Origin of the sequence: Niastella koreensis GR20-10, from assembly GCF_000246855.1 — a bacterium.
GTDB lineage: Bacteria > Bacteroidota > Bacteroidia > Chitinophagales > Chitinophagaceae > Niastella > Niastella koreensis.
In genome coordinates, this window is record NC_016609.1 from 2,588,309 (window position 1) to 2,605,526 (window position 17,218).

The 17,218-nt window shown below is 45.8% G+C and carries 13 protein-coding genes; 5 read left to right on the forward strand and 8 right to left on the reverse strand.

Annotated elements, in window-relative coordinates; genetic code table 11:
- The first annotated feature begins 84 nt into the window (after nt 1–84).
- On the forward strand, nt 85–855 hold the full coding sequence (locus NIAKO_RS10535; RefSeq protein WP_014218406.1) for a hypothetical protein: 771 nt from the start codon (nt 85–87) through the stop codon (nt 853–855).
- A 206-nt stretch (nt 856–1,061) separates the two neighbouring features.
- Nucleotides 1,062–2,273, forward strand: a complete 1,212-nt coding sequence (locus NIAKO_RS10540) for an epoxide hydrolase family protein (RefSeq protein WP_014218407.1) — start codon at nt 1,062–1,064, stop codon at nt 2,271–2,273.
- A 62-nt stretch (nt 2,274–2,335) separates the two neighbouring features.
- Here the strand turns inward: NIAKO_RS10540 and NIAKO_RS10545 are convergent, their stop codons facing one another.
- Together NIAKO_RS10545 and NIAKO_RS10550 are read right to left on the reverse strand one after the other, a co-directional pair.
- Entirely contained in the window at nt 2,336–3,061 is a 726-nt protein-coding gene (locus NIAKO_RS10545; protein WP_014218408.1) for a hypothetical protein, read from the reverse strand.
- 541 nt (nt 3,062–3,602) lie between these two features.
- A complete protein-coding gene (locus NIAKO_RS10550; protein ID WP_014218409.1) occupies nt 3,603–4,358 on the reverse strand; it encodes a hypothetical protein in 756 nt (251 codons plus the stop codon).
- Between the two features lie 72 nt (nt 4,359–4,430).
- Between NIAKO_RS10550 and NIAKO_RS38455 the strand changes: the two genes are divergently transcribed.
- From NIAKO_RS38455 to NIAKO_RS10560, 3 genes are all read left to right on the forward strand, one after another.
- Nucleotides 4,431–4,625, forward strand: a complete 195-nt coding sequence (locus NIAKO_RS38455; RefSeq protein WP_133055254.1) for a hypothetical protein — start codon at nt 4,431–4,433, stop codon at nt 4,623–4,625.
- 120 nt (nt 4,626–4,745) lie between these two features.
- Complete coding sequence (locus tag NIAKO_RS10555) at nt 4,746–7,508, forward strand: MGH1-like glycoside hydrolase domain-containing protein (RefSeq protein WP_014218410.1); 2,763 nt, start codon at nt 4,746–4,748, stop codon at nt 7,506–7,508.
- An 18-nt stretch (nt 7,509–7,526) separates the two neighbouring features.
- The gene (locus tag NIAKO_RS10560) at nt 7,527–8,420 is read left to right on the forward strand and encodes a transporter (protein ID WP_014218411.1); all 894 of its coding nucleotides are present in this window, start codon (nt 7,527–7,529) and stop codon (nt 8,418–8,420) included.
- A gap of 87 nt (nt 8,421–8,507) precedes the next feature.
- Here NIAKO_RS10560 and NIAKO_RS10565 read toward each other — a convergent pair whose 3' ends face one another.
- The 6 genes from NIAKO_RS10565 to NIAKO_RS10590 all read right to left on the reverse strand — a co-directional run bounded on the left by NIAKO_RS10565 (nt 8,508) and on the right by NIAKO_RS10590 (nt 17,152).
- Entirely contained in the window at nt 8,508–9,119 is a 612-nt protein-coding gene (locus NIAKO_RS10565) for a hypothetical protein (protein ID WP_014218412.1), read from the reverse strand.
- A gap of 152 nt (nt 9,120–9,271) precedes the next feature.
- Nucleotides 9,272–10,105 (reverse strand): bestrophin-like domain, encoded by an 834-nt coding sequence (locus NIAKO_RS10570; RefSeq protein WP_014218413.1) that lies wholly within the window; start codon nt 10,103–10,105, stop codon nt 9,272–9,274.
- 256 nt (nt 10,106–10,361) lie between these two features.
- Nucleotides 10,362–11,009, reverse strand: a complete 648-nt coding sequence (locus tag NIAKO_RS10575) for a hypothetical protein (protein WP_014218414.1) — start codon at nt 11,007–11,009, stop codon at nt 10,362–10,364.
- A gap of 141 nt (nt 11,010–11,150) precedes the next feature.
- On the reverse strand, nt 11,151–13,868 hold the full coding sequence (locus tag NIAKO_RS10580; protein ID WP_041346607.1) for a glycosyl hydrolase: 2,718 nt from the start codon (nt 13,866–13,868) through the stop codon (nt 11,151–11,153).
- Between the two features lie 19 nt (nt 13,869–13,887).
- On the reverse strand, nt 13,888–15,798 hold the full coding sequence (locus NIAKO_RS10585; RefSeq protein WP_014218416.1) for a glycoside hydrolase family 13 protein: 1,911 nt from the start codon (nt 15,796–15,798) through the stop codon (nt 13,888–13,890).
- Entirely contained in the window at nt 15,785–17,152 is a 1,368-nt protein-coding gene (locus NIAKO_RS10590; RefSeq protein WP_014218417.1) for an MFS transporter, read from the reverse strand. Before NIAKO_RS10590 ends, NIAKO_RS10585 begins: the two co-directional genes overlap by 14 nt.
- Between the last annotated feature and the right edge of the window lie 66 nt (nt 17,153–17,218).

The following is a 17,218-nucleotide window of genomic DNA, read 5'->3' on the forward strand; positions in this document are numbered from 1 at the left end:
AGGGTTTAATTTTCTCTCAAGTATGCAGTTGGTGCAAGGGGAATTGCGTATGCTTTTCCCCTTTTTTAAAACAGTATAAATGCCATGAAAAAGATACTTGTTATAGTGTTTGTTTGGGCGGAATTGACAACCGTAAATGGTCAGCAATTCAACTCCGACAGCTACTTATCAAAGGCATGGGGCACCATCACGCTCATTCCAACAATCGGCAGGCGGAGTTCGATGATCATGAACACCTATTCCCTGTTTCCCAAATGGGAGTTTACCATGGCGGCCTATCTGTATAATAATGACAATGATCCGCTTACCAATGATGGATATTCTGCTTCCTTATATGCTAAATACATGTTTTACGAAAACAGGGAAAAGACCGGCGGTTTTGCCGCCAAGGCCGGCACAGGTACCAGACCAGGAACCCTGGATGCAGAGTTCAGGGTGAAGGATGCATTCAAAACCTACTGGATGAATACGCCCGCCACCATTCCGTTTTTCAAAAATACGCTGTCGATAGACCTGATGCCCGGCGCCAGTGCCACCGTTAATTATGGTGACAGCAATAGTGTGGCCTGGGCATTTACTTATTCTGCGCGGGTGGCCTGGTATCCATTGGGACCCAAAGCTTCGCTGGTTGGCGAAGTATACGGATCGGCCGGTGCTACCGGGGCCATACCAGAGTATAAAGCTGGCTTGCGCTGGGAACCGAGCCAGTATGCCGTTTTTGCGTTGACCTATGGCCATGAATTCAGTGGCTCGCAGGGCGCAGGGTTTGAATTTGGCATTATGTTGTTTACGCCACCATTTGCCTGTATTGGCGGCTGCCAGCCCAAAAAAGGAAAAGGAAAAAAGAATTTGTAAGTTGTTAATGGGCAAACCAATCATGAAAAGCTTGTAGAAGAGTTTGATAAATGTCTGTGCATAAATACAGCTTCGCAATTTTACAAACAGTAAGTAGTTTCGTCGGGCGAATGATCGCAATTCCGCTCCCGCCGTTACCTGCTACTACTTTAACTCCACAGAGACAGACCCAGAACAATCTTCTACATAATTTAAAACCTAACATCATGAGCACCAAACAAGCCTCCGCTGTTCCCAAAATGGCATCCAGTGAATCGCTGAGACCCTTTCAGTACCTGGTTCCGCAACCGGACCTGGAAGACCTGATAAAAAGGGTTAAGGCAACCCGATGGCCTGAAAAAGAAACCGTGACCGATTATTCACAAGGTGTACCCTTGGCAATGATGCAACAGATAGCCCGTTACTGGACTACCGATTATGACTGGCGTAAGATTGAAGCGAAGATCAATGCTTATCCCAATTTCATTACTGAAATTGACGGGCTGGATATTCACTTCATACATGTTCGCTCCAAACACGAGAATGCTTTACCATTGATAATTACGCACGGCTGGCCGGGCTCGGTAATAGAACAAATGAAGGTGATTGAACCATTGACCAATCCTACGGAATATGGCGGTACAGCAGCAGACGCTTTTGACGTGGTGATCCCTTCCCTGCCGGGTCATGGCTTTTCGGGCAAACCTGCTTCACCCGGCTGGAGCCCTGCACGCATTGCCAATGCCTGGTATATCCTGATGGACCGCCTCGGTTACAAAAAGTTTGTGGCCCAGGGAGGCGACTGGGGTTCTATGGTAACCGACCTGATGGGGGTTGAAGGGCGTCCGGCACTAATGGCCATTCACAACAATATGCCTGGCGCCGTTCCACCAGAAATTGATAAACAATTGTGGGCCGGTATTGTGCCTGCAGGTTTGTCTGCCGATGAAACGAAGGCTTGTGAAGAACTGGTTTTCTTTTACAAACAGGTGTACTATGCATTTATTATGGCCACGCGCCCGCAAACCCTTACGGGGCTGGCAGACTCTCCCATTGGCCTTGCCACCTTCCTGCTCGACCACGATGCAAAAAGCACGACGCTCATTCACCGTTCTTTTGAGGGAAAAACCGAAGGCCTAACCAGGGATGATGTGCTCGACAACATCTCCTTATATTGGTTCACCAACACGGGCGTTTCTGCTTCGCGGTTATACTGGGAAAACAAGCTGGGCTTTTTTGCGCCCAAAGGGGTAAAAGTTCCGGCGGCAATAAGTGCCTATCCCGACGAGTTATATCCCTGTCCACGCAGTTGGGCCGAAAAGGCCTATCCCAAAATGATGTATTACAACAAGCTCGATAAGGGCGGCCACTTTGCCGCCTGGGAACAACCCAAATCATTTGTAAATGAATTGCGCACTGCATTCAAATCGTTACGCTGACATTTTGTAAATAGAAAAGGGACGCGTGGTTGATGGCGGTCCCTTTTTTTATGTTTTGTTTGTTACTCTTTCACTTCTTTGGCGATCTCCCCGATCAGGAGCCGGCTTTGATCCAATACTTCGTGATACCTGATCAAAATAGCCTCGATGAATATGTCGTACGACATATAGTTACGTAATTGCGGGCTGGCTTTTAATAATGCTTTCAGGTTGTTGTTATTTCTATCGGTGTTTGTGAGGTTGTTCTCGAGAAAAGGCGTCAGGCGGTTATTTTTTAGATCGGAGAACAGATGGGTTGCCATTAAAAGCGCGGGTATTTTTTCCTGGTACAGGTCCAGGATGTCGTTCAACAGTTTTTTATCCTCAATCACATACAGTTTTCCGGCAGATTTCAACCCCTGGAAACGGCTATCGTTGGGTATAAGAATATTTGTGTTGAAAAGTGAAGTCCAGTAATGAGGAACACTGTCGGGCAATGATTGGTCAAGCCCCAATTGTTTGAAGTACCGGAAAGCTTTTTCGTTTTTTATATAGGACAGGGAATCTTCTGTCAATTCTGTGATGTCATTCTGCAGGTCTTCTTTAAGGCCCAATAAGAATTCATCCTGCAGGTGATGGTCTTCCCGCTTTTCTGCGCGTTCGTGCAGGTACAGCGACAACGAGATGGCAAATACGATGATAAAGATCTCGAGGACGATCTCGCCCAGTTTTTCTTTCCAGTGTTTCCTGGGATCGGTAGCCACTTTCAACACTTTTTTGGTGTGTTTGATAATTTCCTGTTCGGCCATAAGATACAGTTAGTTTATATTCAAATATATACAAAAACGCCAGGAACGACAAAGTTCCTGGCGTGTAGTTATGTATGGGGGAATATTATAATTTATTGAACTGCCGAATGCCTGGTTAGCTTTTAGCCCTTGCTCAATATGTTTAGTAAAATACTAATTACCTTCCACCAATTCTTATAAAAAGATCATCAATAACCAACATTGGAGCATCGGTACGTAATATTTCAACATAACTATAAAACTTTATCATGTAAATACAGAACTTTACATGATAAATGCATAACATATGCTCCATTGTTATGAACTTATTAGTAAATGTTGTATAGATTTCCCCAATATTTAACCATTATTGCTCTAAAGTTTGTCGGGTTGCTCCAATGTTTAGTCAGGTTGGTCCAATCTTTAGTCAGGTTGTTCCAATCTTTAGCAGATTGGTCCAAAAGTTAGTTATTGATGCGGCATTGTTAGTTCGAAATGCGGCATTTTAAGTGAGATGCGTCAGAAAGTTTGCAACTTTTGCCCCGATCTTAATGATTTATGTCTACGGCATTAAAAAAATGTCGATGAGTTGTTTATTATCCTGCCGCCAGCGCAACCAGCCTGTTATGGGATTGGCGCATTTGTTTATATAATTACGACAGGGCTGGCCTTCATACGGGTTGTTGTCGCTGTTATAAAAGCAATCGTATTGCACTTTAACCCAGTCGCCCTTCACCTGCATGGCGCAAAACATTTCTTTACCAGCCGGAATGGAAACAGAATCTGCCTCATCGCTGGGGTCTTTACGCACCAGGCCAATAGGCGTTCTGGTTGAATCGGGGGTGGTTTTACGTCTGATGCCAAATGAACTTTCAAGGTATAGTTCCCAGCTTTTGAATTGATAGTCTTTTTCGCGGGGCAGCCATTTTACCTGTGAGTAGTTGATCAGCACGCGGTAGGCCCGGTCGGTTTTACCGGTGCAGGCAAAGTGCATCAATCCATATTCGGGATCAAAAACACAGGAGCATACATTGTTCAGGCTGTCGTATTTTTCGAACATGTCTACCAGTTTAGGCTCGCCGCTTAGCAGGCTATCGTCGTACAGGGAGAATTTTAATGGTACCATAACCATTCCGATACCCAGGGAGGAAACGTCGTTGTCGAGGTTGCAGCGGCCGTCATAATGAGGTATAGCTTGTGCTGTGCTGCTGTCTTTTCTAACGGGAATGATCTCTTTTTTGATGGGTCCTATCTTATTCTTATTGTCTGCACAGGATAAAAGGCTTAAGGCCAGTACGGCCACGATCAGGTTTTTCATTGTTGGATTTATGTTATTAGTCTAAGGTATCTGGCCTGTAAAATATAAAAAGGGTTTGTAATTCAAAAATTTGTGAGGTTTATAAAAAACACTACGGAGATTTACGATTACGAGAGCGTAAATGCGTCACTTACCCATACCAGTGCAGCACTTTCGCCTGCCAGTGCAACACATACAGCTGCAAATGCAACACTTTCGCCTGCCAGTGCCACACGTACGCCCGCAAGTGCCACACTTACTCTGCCGGGTGCATTGATATTGCCTTAATTGAGAAATTCATGCAATGATTGGAGATCAGGATGACGTAACAATGATTGCTGAAGTGTCATCTTGTAAAGGTTTCTCATATGAAGATGACCTGGGTTTAATTTTTAAAAAAAGAAGATCATGACATCAACTACAATAAAAGAACAAAAACGCCTGCAGGAAGCCCGTGAGCGAACACAGCCCTGGAAAGAATGGGGGCCATACCTGTCGGAGCGACAATGGGGAACAGTGCGTGAAGATTATAGTGAAGGGGGAAATGCCTGGAATTATTTTACCCATGATCAGGCCCGGTCACGTACCTATCGTTGGGGTGAGGACGGGCTGGCCGGGATCTCTGACGACAAGCAACGGCTGTGTTTTGCTTTGGCATTATGGAATGGCAAAGATCCAATTCTGAAGGAGCGGCTTTTTGGCCTTACCAACAGTGAAGGAAATCATGGCGAGGATGTAAAGGAATACTATTTCTATCTTGATTCTACCCCTACCCATTCGTACATGAAGTATCTGTACAAATATCCCCAGTCGATGTTTCCCTACTCAGACCTGGTAGCAACCAACCGCAACCGTTCCAAAAAAGATATGGAATATGAACTGATCGATACAGGTGTGTTTAATGACAATAGGTATTTTGATGTTTTTGTAGAATATGCAAAGGCCGCCCCGGAAGATATACTGATAAAGATCACTGCCATTAACCGGGGGCCGGAGGAAGCAGAACTTCACATTCTTCCCACCCTATGGTACCGTAACGACTGGGCTAACTGGATAAATAAGCGCACTGACCAAAAGCCTTCCATTACCGAGGTGGAGGGAATGGCCCGGGCAAGAACGGCAGTAGGAGTGCATTCCACTTTAGGAGACTATACATTTTTCTGTGAAGGAGACGCTCAGCTTCTTTTCACTGACAATGAAACCAACCGGGAACTGTTGCAGTTGCCGGGCGGGAATGAAAGCCAGTATACGAAAGATGGCATAAATAATTATTTGGTGAAGGGACAGCAGGATACAGTGAATCCACAGAAAACCGGAACCAAGATGGCAGCTCATTATCATTACACGGTTGCTGCCGGTCAATCGGCAACGGTGCGGGTAAGGCTAACCGCAAGAACCGAAATAGAAAAAGTATTGCAGGGGGATCTGTTAGGGGCAGACTTTGACAAGGTCTTTGCGCTCAGGTTACAGGAGGCTGATGAATTTTATAACAGTGTTATCCCTCCTTCTGTTTCGCCCGATAAAGCAGCTGTAATGCGGCAGGGGCTTGCCGGTATGCTTTGGAGTAAACAGTACTACTATTTTGATGGTGAAAAATGGCTGGCTGAACATGATTCGCACCCACTTCTGGAACACCACCATATAAGCCGGAACCGTGAGTGGTTCCATATGCTGAACGAAGACATTCTTTCCATGCCCGATAAATGGGAGTATCCCTGGTTTGCCGCCTGGGACCTGGCTTTTCACACGCTGGCGCTCTCTATTGTAGATGTTGATTTTGCCAGGGAACAGATGAAAATGATGTTAAAACGGGCCTATATTCATCCCAACGGCCAGATACCCGCCTATGAATGGAACTTCAGTGATGTAAACCCACCGGTACATGCCTGGGCCACGCTTTTTTTGCATCGCATGGAACAGGCCCTGCTCAAAGACACTGATGCGGAATTTTTAAAACTTTCTTTTCATAAACTGTTGCTCAACTTCACCTGGTGGGTTAACCGTAAAGACCGGTTTGGCAATAATGTTTTTGAAGGAGGCTTCCTGGGACTCGATAATATCGGTGTATTTGACCGCAGCGCTCCCCTGCCTACCGGTGGCTACCTGGAGCAGGCAGACGGCACGGCCTGGATGGCGCTGTTTACGCAAAACATGACGGAACTGGCGGTTGAGCTGGCTGCCCATGACAACATTTATGAAGATATGGTGGTGAAATTTATGGAGCACTTTTGTTTTATTGCTCTTGGTATGAACCGGCCGGGACAGGATAGCATGTGGGATGAAGAAGATGGTTTTTATTATGACCTGCTACGGCTCCCTGATGGAAGTGGCAAGCGGCTGAAAGTACGTTCTATGGTAGGGCTGCTGCCTCTTTGCGCTGTTACAGTGGTTGAAAAATGGCAGCGTGAACGCATCCCAAGGGCCATGTCGTTCTTGCAGGATCATTTACAACGAATGCCTATTCTTTTGCAGGGCATCCATCCTACCGGCCCTGGCCATTATGGCGTGGACGAACGGGGTATCCTGTCGTTGCTCAATCCTGAAAGGCTTCGCCGGGTGCTTACACGAATGCTCGATGAGAACGAGTTTCTGAGTCCTCACGGCATCCGTTCACTTTCGAAGTATCACCTTGACCATCCGTTCCTCCTCGATGTTGATGGCCGGGAGTTCAGGGTAGATTACCTGCCCGCAGAGTCTGATTCCGGGATGTTCGGGGGAAATTCAAACTGGCGGGGACCAGTATGGATGCCTGTTAACATCCTTATTATCCGGGCGCTCATGCAATACTATTTATATTATGGCGACAATTTCAGGATCGAATGTCCCACCGGCTCGGGCAGGCAGATGAATCTTTTTGAAGTGTCTAAAGAAATTGCAGAACGGCTAACCAGCATCTTTACCCGCGATAATAACGGCCGGCGGCCGGTTTATGGCGGAACCGAAAAATTTCAGTCGGACCCCAACTGGCGGGACCATATTCTCTTTTACGAATATTTTCATGGCGACAACGGCGCCGGTTTGGGAGCCAGCCATCAAACGGGGTGGACAGGTCTTGTTGCAAAACTGATACAGCTTTATGGGTTGTTAGACGGTGATAAGTTCCTTGAAATGGGCAAACAAACAGCCTTTGCGCGACAGGAAGATCAAATGCATGAAGCAACATCATCATAAAGTAACGAAAGCTCATAAATGAAAATTAAATGGCTGGCCATATGTTATTTTATATTTTCTGCAAAGGCACACGGCCAGGAACTGGAAGCAAGAGCTTATGCCAACCTACCTGTAAATATGAATGTGGTAGCAGCGGTGTATGCTTATTCGAATGGGCATGTATTGGCAGATGCTTCTTTGCCTGTTGAGGATTTTAATATGAAAACGCATAACCTGGCCCTGGCCTATGTGCACAGTTTTGCCCTGAACAATAAACTGGCCCGCATCCAGATTGCGGCGCCATTGGTGCGTATGCAGGGACAATTGCGTTATGCCGGACAGGATACCAGTGGCGAGCGGACCGGTTTGGGTGATATGCGGGTACGGCTGGGCATCAACCTCATCGGTTCCCCCGCCCTTGCGAAAAAAGACTTTGGAAAATACACACAAAAAACTATTGTAGGTATCAGCCTGATCACTTCTGTTCCTACAGGTTTATATTATACCGACAAAAGAATTAATATAGGTAATAACAGGTGGGCCTTTAAACCCGAACTGGGCGCATCCAGGCGGTTCGGGCAAATTTATGCCGATGGATACCTTGGCTGGTGGTTTTATACAAAAAATTCAGATTTTCTTATAACAAAGGTATTGGAGCAGCGCCCGTTATTCACTACCCAGTTGCATGGCAGTTATTATTTTAAAAAAGGAATGATGATAGGACTGGATGGCAACTGGTTCAGTGGAGGTAAAACATACATTAACGAAGTTGAATCAGGCGCCGGCATCGATCACCTGCGTGTGGGGGTTACCTGGGCGTTACCAATAGCAGGCAAGCATGTTATCCGGTTCCAGTTCCATACAACAGCGTATACCAATGCCGGGTATGATTATAATTTTTTCGCCTTGGGGTATCAATATGTGTTTTTTTAAAAGGGGCATGCACCGTTTTACTATTTTACATAAAAAGGCGTAAGTAAACTTTACTTGCGCCTTTTCAATTCAGCCTGGCCTTACCGGTTAGGCTCCATTCCTGAGCATTTGCTTGCCAGCCCTGCGCCTCACTATTTTGCGCTTTGCGGCACCTCTTACTGCTGCTTTTGCTACGCCACGCCTGAGCGCTGCACGCTTTAATGCTGCACGTTTGAATGCCCGGCGTCTGAGGCCCTTTTTAAGCATGGCGCGCTTTAATGCCCTGCGCCTTAAGAACTTTCTTATCATTGCCCGTCTTATTGCCCTGCGCCGCAGGATCTTTCTGACTATGCTTCTTATAATGGCCCTGCGTAAACCGGCCCTGCGCAGCATCCTGGCACTCATAAGCCGTCCGCCACCTTCAAAGTCTTCGTCATCTTCAAACTCATCTTCGCCTTCAAACTCGTCGATGTCTTCATCGTAATCTTCTTCTTCATAATGGAAAGAAGGACCTTCGTCATCCAGCTCATCTTCCTCATCATATTCTTCCTCGCCGGAATCATCATAGTCTTCCTCGTATTCCGCCAGTACCTCGTCAATGTCATCATCAAGTGAATTGGAGATACCGGGTTCATCATCATAATCTGTCATAACATCTTCCTCTTCTACATAAGGGGCCTCTGCTTCGTAGGCGCCCTCGCTATTTACTTTTTTTTTCATAACTGTTATTTTAAGATTATTTAATCCATTTACCGGTCAATCACCACAGGGCTATTGTGGTAGTGAAAGTTCCAAAATATTTAGATGAATTTCGATGATAAGCCAATCAACTTTGCTTCAAAATATAATATTTGGCTAACTCGTGAGAGGTGCTATACAATTTCTTTTTTCATCATTTCCAACACATCCATCAGTGGTTGTTTTGTTACTTTAAAACGGCGCTGTTTCAAAGTAGTGTCTAGGTCTACTATCAGCACCACGATCATTCCAAAAGCAACCGGCACCAGCAGGGATTGAAAAAGGCGGATCATATTCATATTGCCGATCTGGTAGCCATAGGCAAACATGCCGATACCGGCCAGCAATAATAATCTGCTCCAGATCACATCCGGGATCCGGTGCACCAGTGCAACGGTTTTTCTATCCAGATAAAGGCTTATCAGATCATTTACGGCATTGGTAAACAGGGATCGCATTTCGGAATCCATTTCTTCCTGTACCAGCGAAGCCGTTTGGTTCCAGATGAGGATATGAAGCTCCTCTAACCTGGTTAACGTTTTGTCTACATTGCCTGAAGTTTGCATTCCGAGCAGCACACTGATATATTCATAAAACAATTTTCTGAGTTCCGTTTTTTGCTTTACCGGTAGCAGGCTGGTACGCAGGTAACAAACACCTATGGCTTTAGCCTGTAAGCTCACCAGGCCGTTCCTGTTCCCGAAACGCGACCAGGTAAGGGAAAAGGTAAATCCCAGCATAAAACCCAGTAATCCAAGCACAGAGCCCACCGCGGTGCTTAATTGAGATTCGGAATCTTTGATGTTATTGAGGAATCGCAGATGCCCTATCCAGGCGCCAAATGAAATTATCACTATACTGCTAATAACGATCAGGGCGAATAAACCCCAGGTAGATAGCGTGCCCAAAAAAACACCTATTTGAAAATTACGCTTTGGGAATACTATGTTGCCTTCTGAACTTTTCATAAACCATCTGGTAGTGAAATGGGAAAATAAAAATCCTGCTTTATAAATTTCCACCTTTTTTTCAAACTACTCAACGAGCATTATCATTACTATTAATGACAATGCTCAACTAATGAATATAAAAAGCTTCTTTGTTGCGGCATCAAAAATATATCGATCAGCTGCTTACACCCTGCCTATAGCCAGTATGCAGGCCAATTTTATGGATGGTGAGGCGTATTGAGGAAAAGATAACCCCCGTGGTTTAAGATTGTTGTCATTTCTTCTTTATCAATCTGGCCTTCTGCAATTTCGACAACAGCGTTTTTGTATACGATTTACTGAACGCATCTATATTGGCGGGATTAAACACTTCTGAATTCACTGCCCACATTTTTTCTTCTGTGGCTGCATCATATAAATTGCTTTGCATAAGATACACTTTATCCTGCGTGTAATACGACGGGGTTGAAACGGTATTGTACGTTCCACTGTAATACGCATAATAATTGCCGGCCGGGGTATAGTTGGTCATCGGTGTATAGGCCGATCTTCCTTCTGTGTATTTCATCCGGTCTTCTTTTTTTAATAAGGAAGCGATAAAAACCGCATCGCATCCACTTTCTTTTACTTTGCTAACCACTTCTTCTTTGGCAGGTTTTTTCGGGTTCTCCATATCAAACGGCATCACATCTACGCTTTTAACCGTTTTTAAACCTCTCGCTGTAGCCACGTTCGACAAATCACTTTCCAGTTTTACCCTTGCCTGGATATCTGCCGTAACCACTAAAATAAACAGGTTGCTGTAGGTTTTTCCCTTTAGTTGTTCTTTGTTTATCCAAACACCTTCCGATTCTTTGGGTGATTTACAGGTGGCAAAAATGATTGCCATCATCACTGCTGATAGCGGGTAAATGCTTTTCATATCCATTAGTTGAAGTATTGAGAAATAACCTGGCTAAGAGTGAAACAATATTTGTTATTTTCTCAATTCTCCCAAAAAAACAGGTAGCGGAATTGCCAAGATTTGTAAAAGCTGGCAACTCCGCTAACTATATGAGGTGAGTTATTTCAGCGGCATCAATTGCACGGCGCCATCCAAACCGGAAGGCTGCACTTTCCATTTGCCGGCATCGAAGTCTTTGTAATTGATGTTTACAAAATTTATCTCGTGGTAATTGCGCCATACTTCGCCTTTGCGGTCCATATCACGGATGCGGTTGGCCATCAGGTTGCAAACTTCTATGCTAATAGTGTTGCTGCCTTCTTTCAACAGGCCGCCTACATTCAATTCATACGGCAGGCTCCAGATCAACCCCGCATCCCTGCCATTGATGATCACCCGGGCAGATTCATACAATTTATCCAACTGCAACAGGTAATCAGCCGCTTTGTTTTTAATAGTGAAGGTAGTGGTATACACGCCGGTACCTGAGAATGATTGGGTGGTTGAATCTTCGGTAAAGCTGGTCCAGGGTTGTAGGCCGGTTATTTGTTTGGTGGCTGGTAATTGCGGGCCGCCTGCTGCAAAGCTGAGGGTCCATTTGTTGTTTTGTAAGCTGATGGCTTCACCGGCCGGTACAGCATATTTATAAACTGGCGCCGGTTCTGTTTTGTTGCTGCATTTCAAAATGATGGACTGGCCTGATTTCAATTGCAGTCTTACTGTTGTTGTATTCGCGTTCTTTTCTTCGGGCAACAGGTTCATGTTTCCGTTCAATGGATCCATACGCAAAATAGTAGCAGCCGTTGTTTGCAATGTTATCTTTTCATCGATATCATTGGCAGTGTTGTTTACGATGAAATAATACGTTCCATCTGCAGTTTTTCGGCGAATGAATTTCAACTGTTTTGCGGCCATGGGCTCTGGCGGGATCTTCAGGGCGTTTAATGAGTTGGTAACATCGCCGGTGATTATTTTTCCATTTCTTATTTCCGCCATCAGTGCATTCAATTCCTGTTTGCCTTTTTCGGGATCGTTAAATCCGGGTACATCTTTGGGGAATTGTTCAAGGATCACCATGGCGCCTGCTTTGGCCAACCTGATGATGTTTTTTAAAGTAGCTACCGGCATTTTATCACAGGCGGGCACCAGCAATACTTTATGTTTGGCACCTTTTGCTACTATGCTTACCAGTCCGTTTTGTACGATTGCATGTTCCAGCATTTTGTCTGAGGCAAAATCAAGGGAATAACCGGCGTTTTGTAAACCCACTACATTTTTATAAAAATTGGTTGGGTGTAACCATTTGTCTACATCATGTACTTTCAGCGGCATGTCCATGCCTTTGGCATTGTGCCATACATCGTATACCGGCCAGTAAATCAGCATTTCATTATCCGGTTCGCCGGCCTGTAATACCGACTGGCAACGCGTGATGTATTCATTCAGTCCCTTTACATGCGGCCACAAACTGTTATCGGGTACAAAGTTCACGGAGGCATAAAACAACCAGCCGGGCCATTTAACATCAGCTGGCGAATAGGTAGTGCCATGATAAAACACATGATTGATGCCCGACAGGAACACCTGATCTACTTCGGGTTTACACTGGCTCCAGGCCGTTTTAAAATGCTCGGTGAGCCAGGTAAAGGTTTCGCAGCTGGTGAGTGGTTTACCATAAGCATGCGCTGCTGAAGAGGCAAACTTCAGCATATTGGGATCGGGATCTACGTTGCGAATATCGCCGCTGTCCCGTTTCAATCCTTTTATAGGGAAATAACTGCTGCCAAAAGTTTCGGTTTCGGGAATATCGAATGCACTATATAAGTCGAGCAGGTTGCCGGGCGAGCCGTGGGCCTGGTTTACCGACAGGGTGTTTCGTTTATTAGTCCATTGTGTAAATACGGTGCTGAAATTCTCCCGCATCAGGTCGGCTAAGGTTTCCCGGTAATCCGATTTTAACCGGGCCACCGTATCATTGCCGGCATCGGAAACAAACAGGTTGATGTATGGCCGCAGGTCGTAGCCACGCCGTTTTTGAAACTCGGTAAAGAAGTCGGGCGTCCAGTCGGCATTGTACACTTCATAGCTGTCGTTGAAAAATGCTTTTACTCCGTGGGATGAATTGCCGAAGGCCGTGTCGAAGATCTTAAAATAATCGACGGTGGCTGCTTTAGAAAAATGATCGATGGTATACCCTTCCCCACCCGGCGCCGCTCTTTTTACGGCCTGGCGGGTTTTACCGGTAAAGACGGCATATAATTTCAAATCATCGGCCGTGTTGTATTGTAAAGTGCCACTGGCATCTACTTTATTGGTCAGATCAATGGTTGTACCGTTCTTCTTATAACCCATCAGGGCGCTAAGTGCTGCAAACCCTTTTTGTTTGGGATCGGTAACCGTGATCTTTTCTGCAAGTGGCGTGTTTGCCTTGAGGTCGTATTGCTGAACGATCAGTTTGGAGGCGGCATCCTGGATGGTTACATTGGAACCGCCAATGGGCCAACCGGTACCTACCGAGATGTATACACCCATGTTCAATGCGTTCGATTGTTGAACCGTGTGATCGAGCATTTTCATCCACTGCGGCGATAGATACTTTATGTAACGGCTTTCATAGCCTTTGGCGCCGTAAATGGGAACCACCTCTACCCCACCGAAACCAACCTTATTATATTGCTGTAAGGAAGCGCTGATGTTCTTTTCGTCCACAGCGCTGCCCATCCACCACCACCGGGTCCAGGGATGGGTTTGCTGGGTTACAGCGGGCCATTTTGTTTGTGCGGAAGCTGGTAATGCAAGTGCTGTTATGCAACAGGCAAGGATCGTTTTTCGTAACATGTGGCTAATGTAATGGAATTTAAGGGGCCGTCCTTCCTGTACTATCAGGGTTTCCCGGTTGCAATTCACCTACCCACAGCGTTTTACCCGGCACTTTTAATTTGTTCTTAATGTCTGCAAGATTACCATCGATTATATTCCTGGCTTTGGTAAACGATTTTGTTCTTTCTTCAAACCGGTGCATGTCTATTTCCTTATCCTCACTGGTGGGGTTCATGATGCATAGAACAGTTTGCTGGGCCGTATAGCGGAAATACACGAAAACACTGTCTTCCGGCACGTACTGCATCAATTTCCCGGTTGTTAATGCGGGAGCTATTTTGCGATAATTGGCCAGCGTTCTTACATAATTGTATACATCGTTTTCAGCGGGTGTTCGGCCACCCGGTTCAAACTTATTGGCAGTATCGCCTGGCCACCCACCGGGGAAATCAAGGCGTACCTTTCCGTCGGGATCGGAAAAATTCTTCATCAATATTTCAGTTCCATAATACAACTGCGGAATGCCGCGGAAGGTAAGCAACCAGGCAATACCCATTTTTTGTTTGGCTACATCTTCGCCTACCACGCTGAAGAACCGGCTGATATCATGGTTGTCGAGAAAGATCACGTTCTTCATGGGATCGGCATATACAAAATCATTGGTGGCGGTAAGGTACAGGCGGTTCACGCCATCCGTCCAGCCAAAGTTTTGCGTTAATGCCGGTACAATGCCATAGGTGTTCAATTGAAAATCTGTTACCCCTGGCAGGTTGCTTTTATACGGGATGTTGTAGTTGTTGCGGGTAAAAAAACTCTGGTCGGGAATACCATGTACAAAAGTTTCGCCAAACAGATGCAGTTGCGGGTATTCATCGAGCAGGGCCTTGTTGCAGCGGTTCATAAAACCGAGGTCGTTATAGGCATAGGTATCTATACGCCAGCCATCGATGCCAAATTCTTCGGTACACCAGATGGCATGCTGAATAAGAAACCTGGCTACCATCGGGTTGTTTTGATTCCAGTCGGGCATTTCTGTAGTGAACCATCCATCGCTCATTCTTTTTTTATCAATGGCCGATGCGTATGGGTCTAACAACACCTGGTCTTTATAGGTAGTGTTGGTATAAACCGGCCACCAGTGAAACCAGCTGCTATCGGGCAGATCCTGGTACAAAAAATGCCCGATGCCTATGTGGTTGTATACTGCATCCTGGATGATCTTCATGCCGCGTTTATGCAGGCTGTCAATCAATTCATGGTAGGCGCTGGCGCCGCCCAGCCGCGGTTCTATGGTATAGTGATCTGTAAATGCATAGCCATGCTCGGTGCGGTTGGGCATATCATTTATCAGTACGGGGTTCAGCCATAAAGCAGTTACGCCTAATTGCTGCAGGTAATCTAAATGATTCTGGATGCCTTTGAAATCGCCGCCATGGCGTTTAAAATAATCGCTGCGATCGAGGCTTTGGTCTTTTAGTCCGGCAATGCGATCGTTGGTGGGATCGCCATTACTGAAGCGATCGGGCATGATGAGGTAAATAAGATCGGAGCTGTTTATGCCTTTAATACGGGTTTTGCCATTCTGGGTGTTTCTGGCCTTCAACTGAAAATCAAATAAAGATACTCCTGCGGGGTAATTGGTGAGAACAGTGGCTTTTTCAAATTTGATTATGCCAGGCTTGGCGAGTGCACTGATCTCTAACGTGAGCAACAGGTAATTGGGATTTTTTACCGTATCGGTGCGGATGAGTTTTACGCCCGCATAAGGTATCATGTAGATCTCTTCTTTTCGAACATTATTGCCATGCAATAACAATTGCACTGTATCTTTTTTCTTCATGCCTGCCCACCAATGCGTGGGATATACTTTCAGGCTGTCCTGGGCCTGCATTTCAATAAACGATAAACATCCAATAAGCAGGAACAGTAATTTTCTACAAGAGATCATCGTGTATTTTTTCTTTTACAATTAACGCGCAAACAATACCTGCTACAATCAGTAAAACGCCGCCGGTTTGCACGGCCAACAGCCGGTCGTTGTGCAGAAAGGCATTCATGATCTTTCCAAAGAAAAGCGATGCAATGATCTCGGGCAATACAATAAAGAAATTAAAGATGCCCATATAGATGCCGATCTTGGTTTCAGGTAAATGTCCGGCCAGCATGGAATACGGCATGGATAAAATAGATGCCCAGGCGATGCCCACCATGCTCATTGAAACGTATAACATAGCAGGGTCACTGATATACTTCACCGTAAACAAGCCAATGCCGCCAATGAGTAAACAAAAAGTATGCGTCATCTTTTTACCCAGCTTGGCTACCCAAAAAGAAAGGGTGAGGGAAAATAAAAAGGTAACAAGGTTTAAAACAGATGAGGTGGCGTTGGCGTGTTCTATCCCCTGTGTATAAATATCGTTGGAGGTATTGGGATCGCCTTTGAAAATATCGCGCGCCACGCCGGTGGTGTAATAAAACCACATCAGGAACAAGCCGGGCCAGGTGAGGAATTGTACCAGCGCCAGCTTTTTCATTTGCGCCGGCATCTTAAAAATAGAGGAAGTGATCTCTTTGATGGCGCCCCCAATGCCGCTGCCATGTTCTGCATCCAGCTGCTGCCGCCAGTTGGGATCGGTAGGCGGATATTCTTTACTGCGGAACACGGTATACAACACCGCTGCCAAAAACATGATGCCGCCAATATAAAACGACCACATAATGTTTTGCGGAATGCCCCCGGCTGTTTTTTCGCGCGAAATATGAAACCAGTTCACCAGTATGCCGGGTAAGAAGCCGGCGATAAACGCGGCTGCGCCAATGAACATGCTTTGCATGCTGTACCCGAAGGGCCGCTGTTGCTCATTGAGGTTATCGGCTACAAATGCCCGGAATGGCTCCATACTAACATTGATACATGAATCAAGGATCCAAAGGGTGCCTGCGGCCATCCAGATGGCGGATGCATTGGGCATTATGAATAAAGCGAGCGAGCTTAAGATGGCGCCCACCAAAAAGAAAGGTCTTCTGCGGCCCCAGGTTGGGTGCCACGTTCTGTCACTGAGGTAACCGATAATGGGTTGAACCAGCAGGCCGGTCATGGGCGCTGCCAGCCACAGTCCGGGTATTTGATCGGCCGATGCGCCCAGGTATTCGTAAATGGCGCTCATGTTGTTCATTTGTAACGACCAGCCAAACTGTATTCCAAAGAAACCGAAACACATATTCCATATCTGCCAGAAGTTGAAATGGGGTTTTGCCTGAATGGCCTGTTCGGTATTCAAAACTATGGGGGATGGTTCCATATGCAATCGCTTTGAGGTTGTCTATGGAAAGATAAGTTAATTACCCGAAATGCTACTGTGAACGGT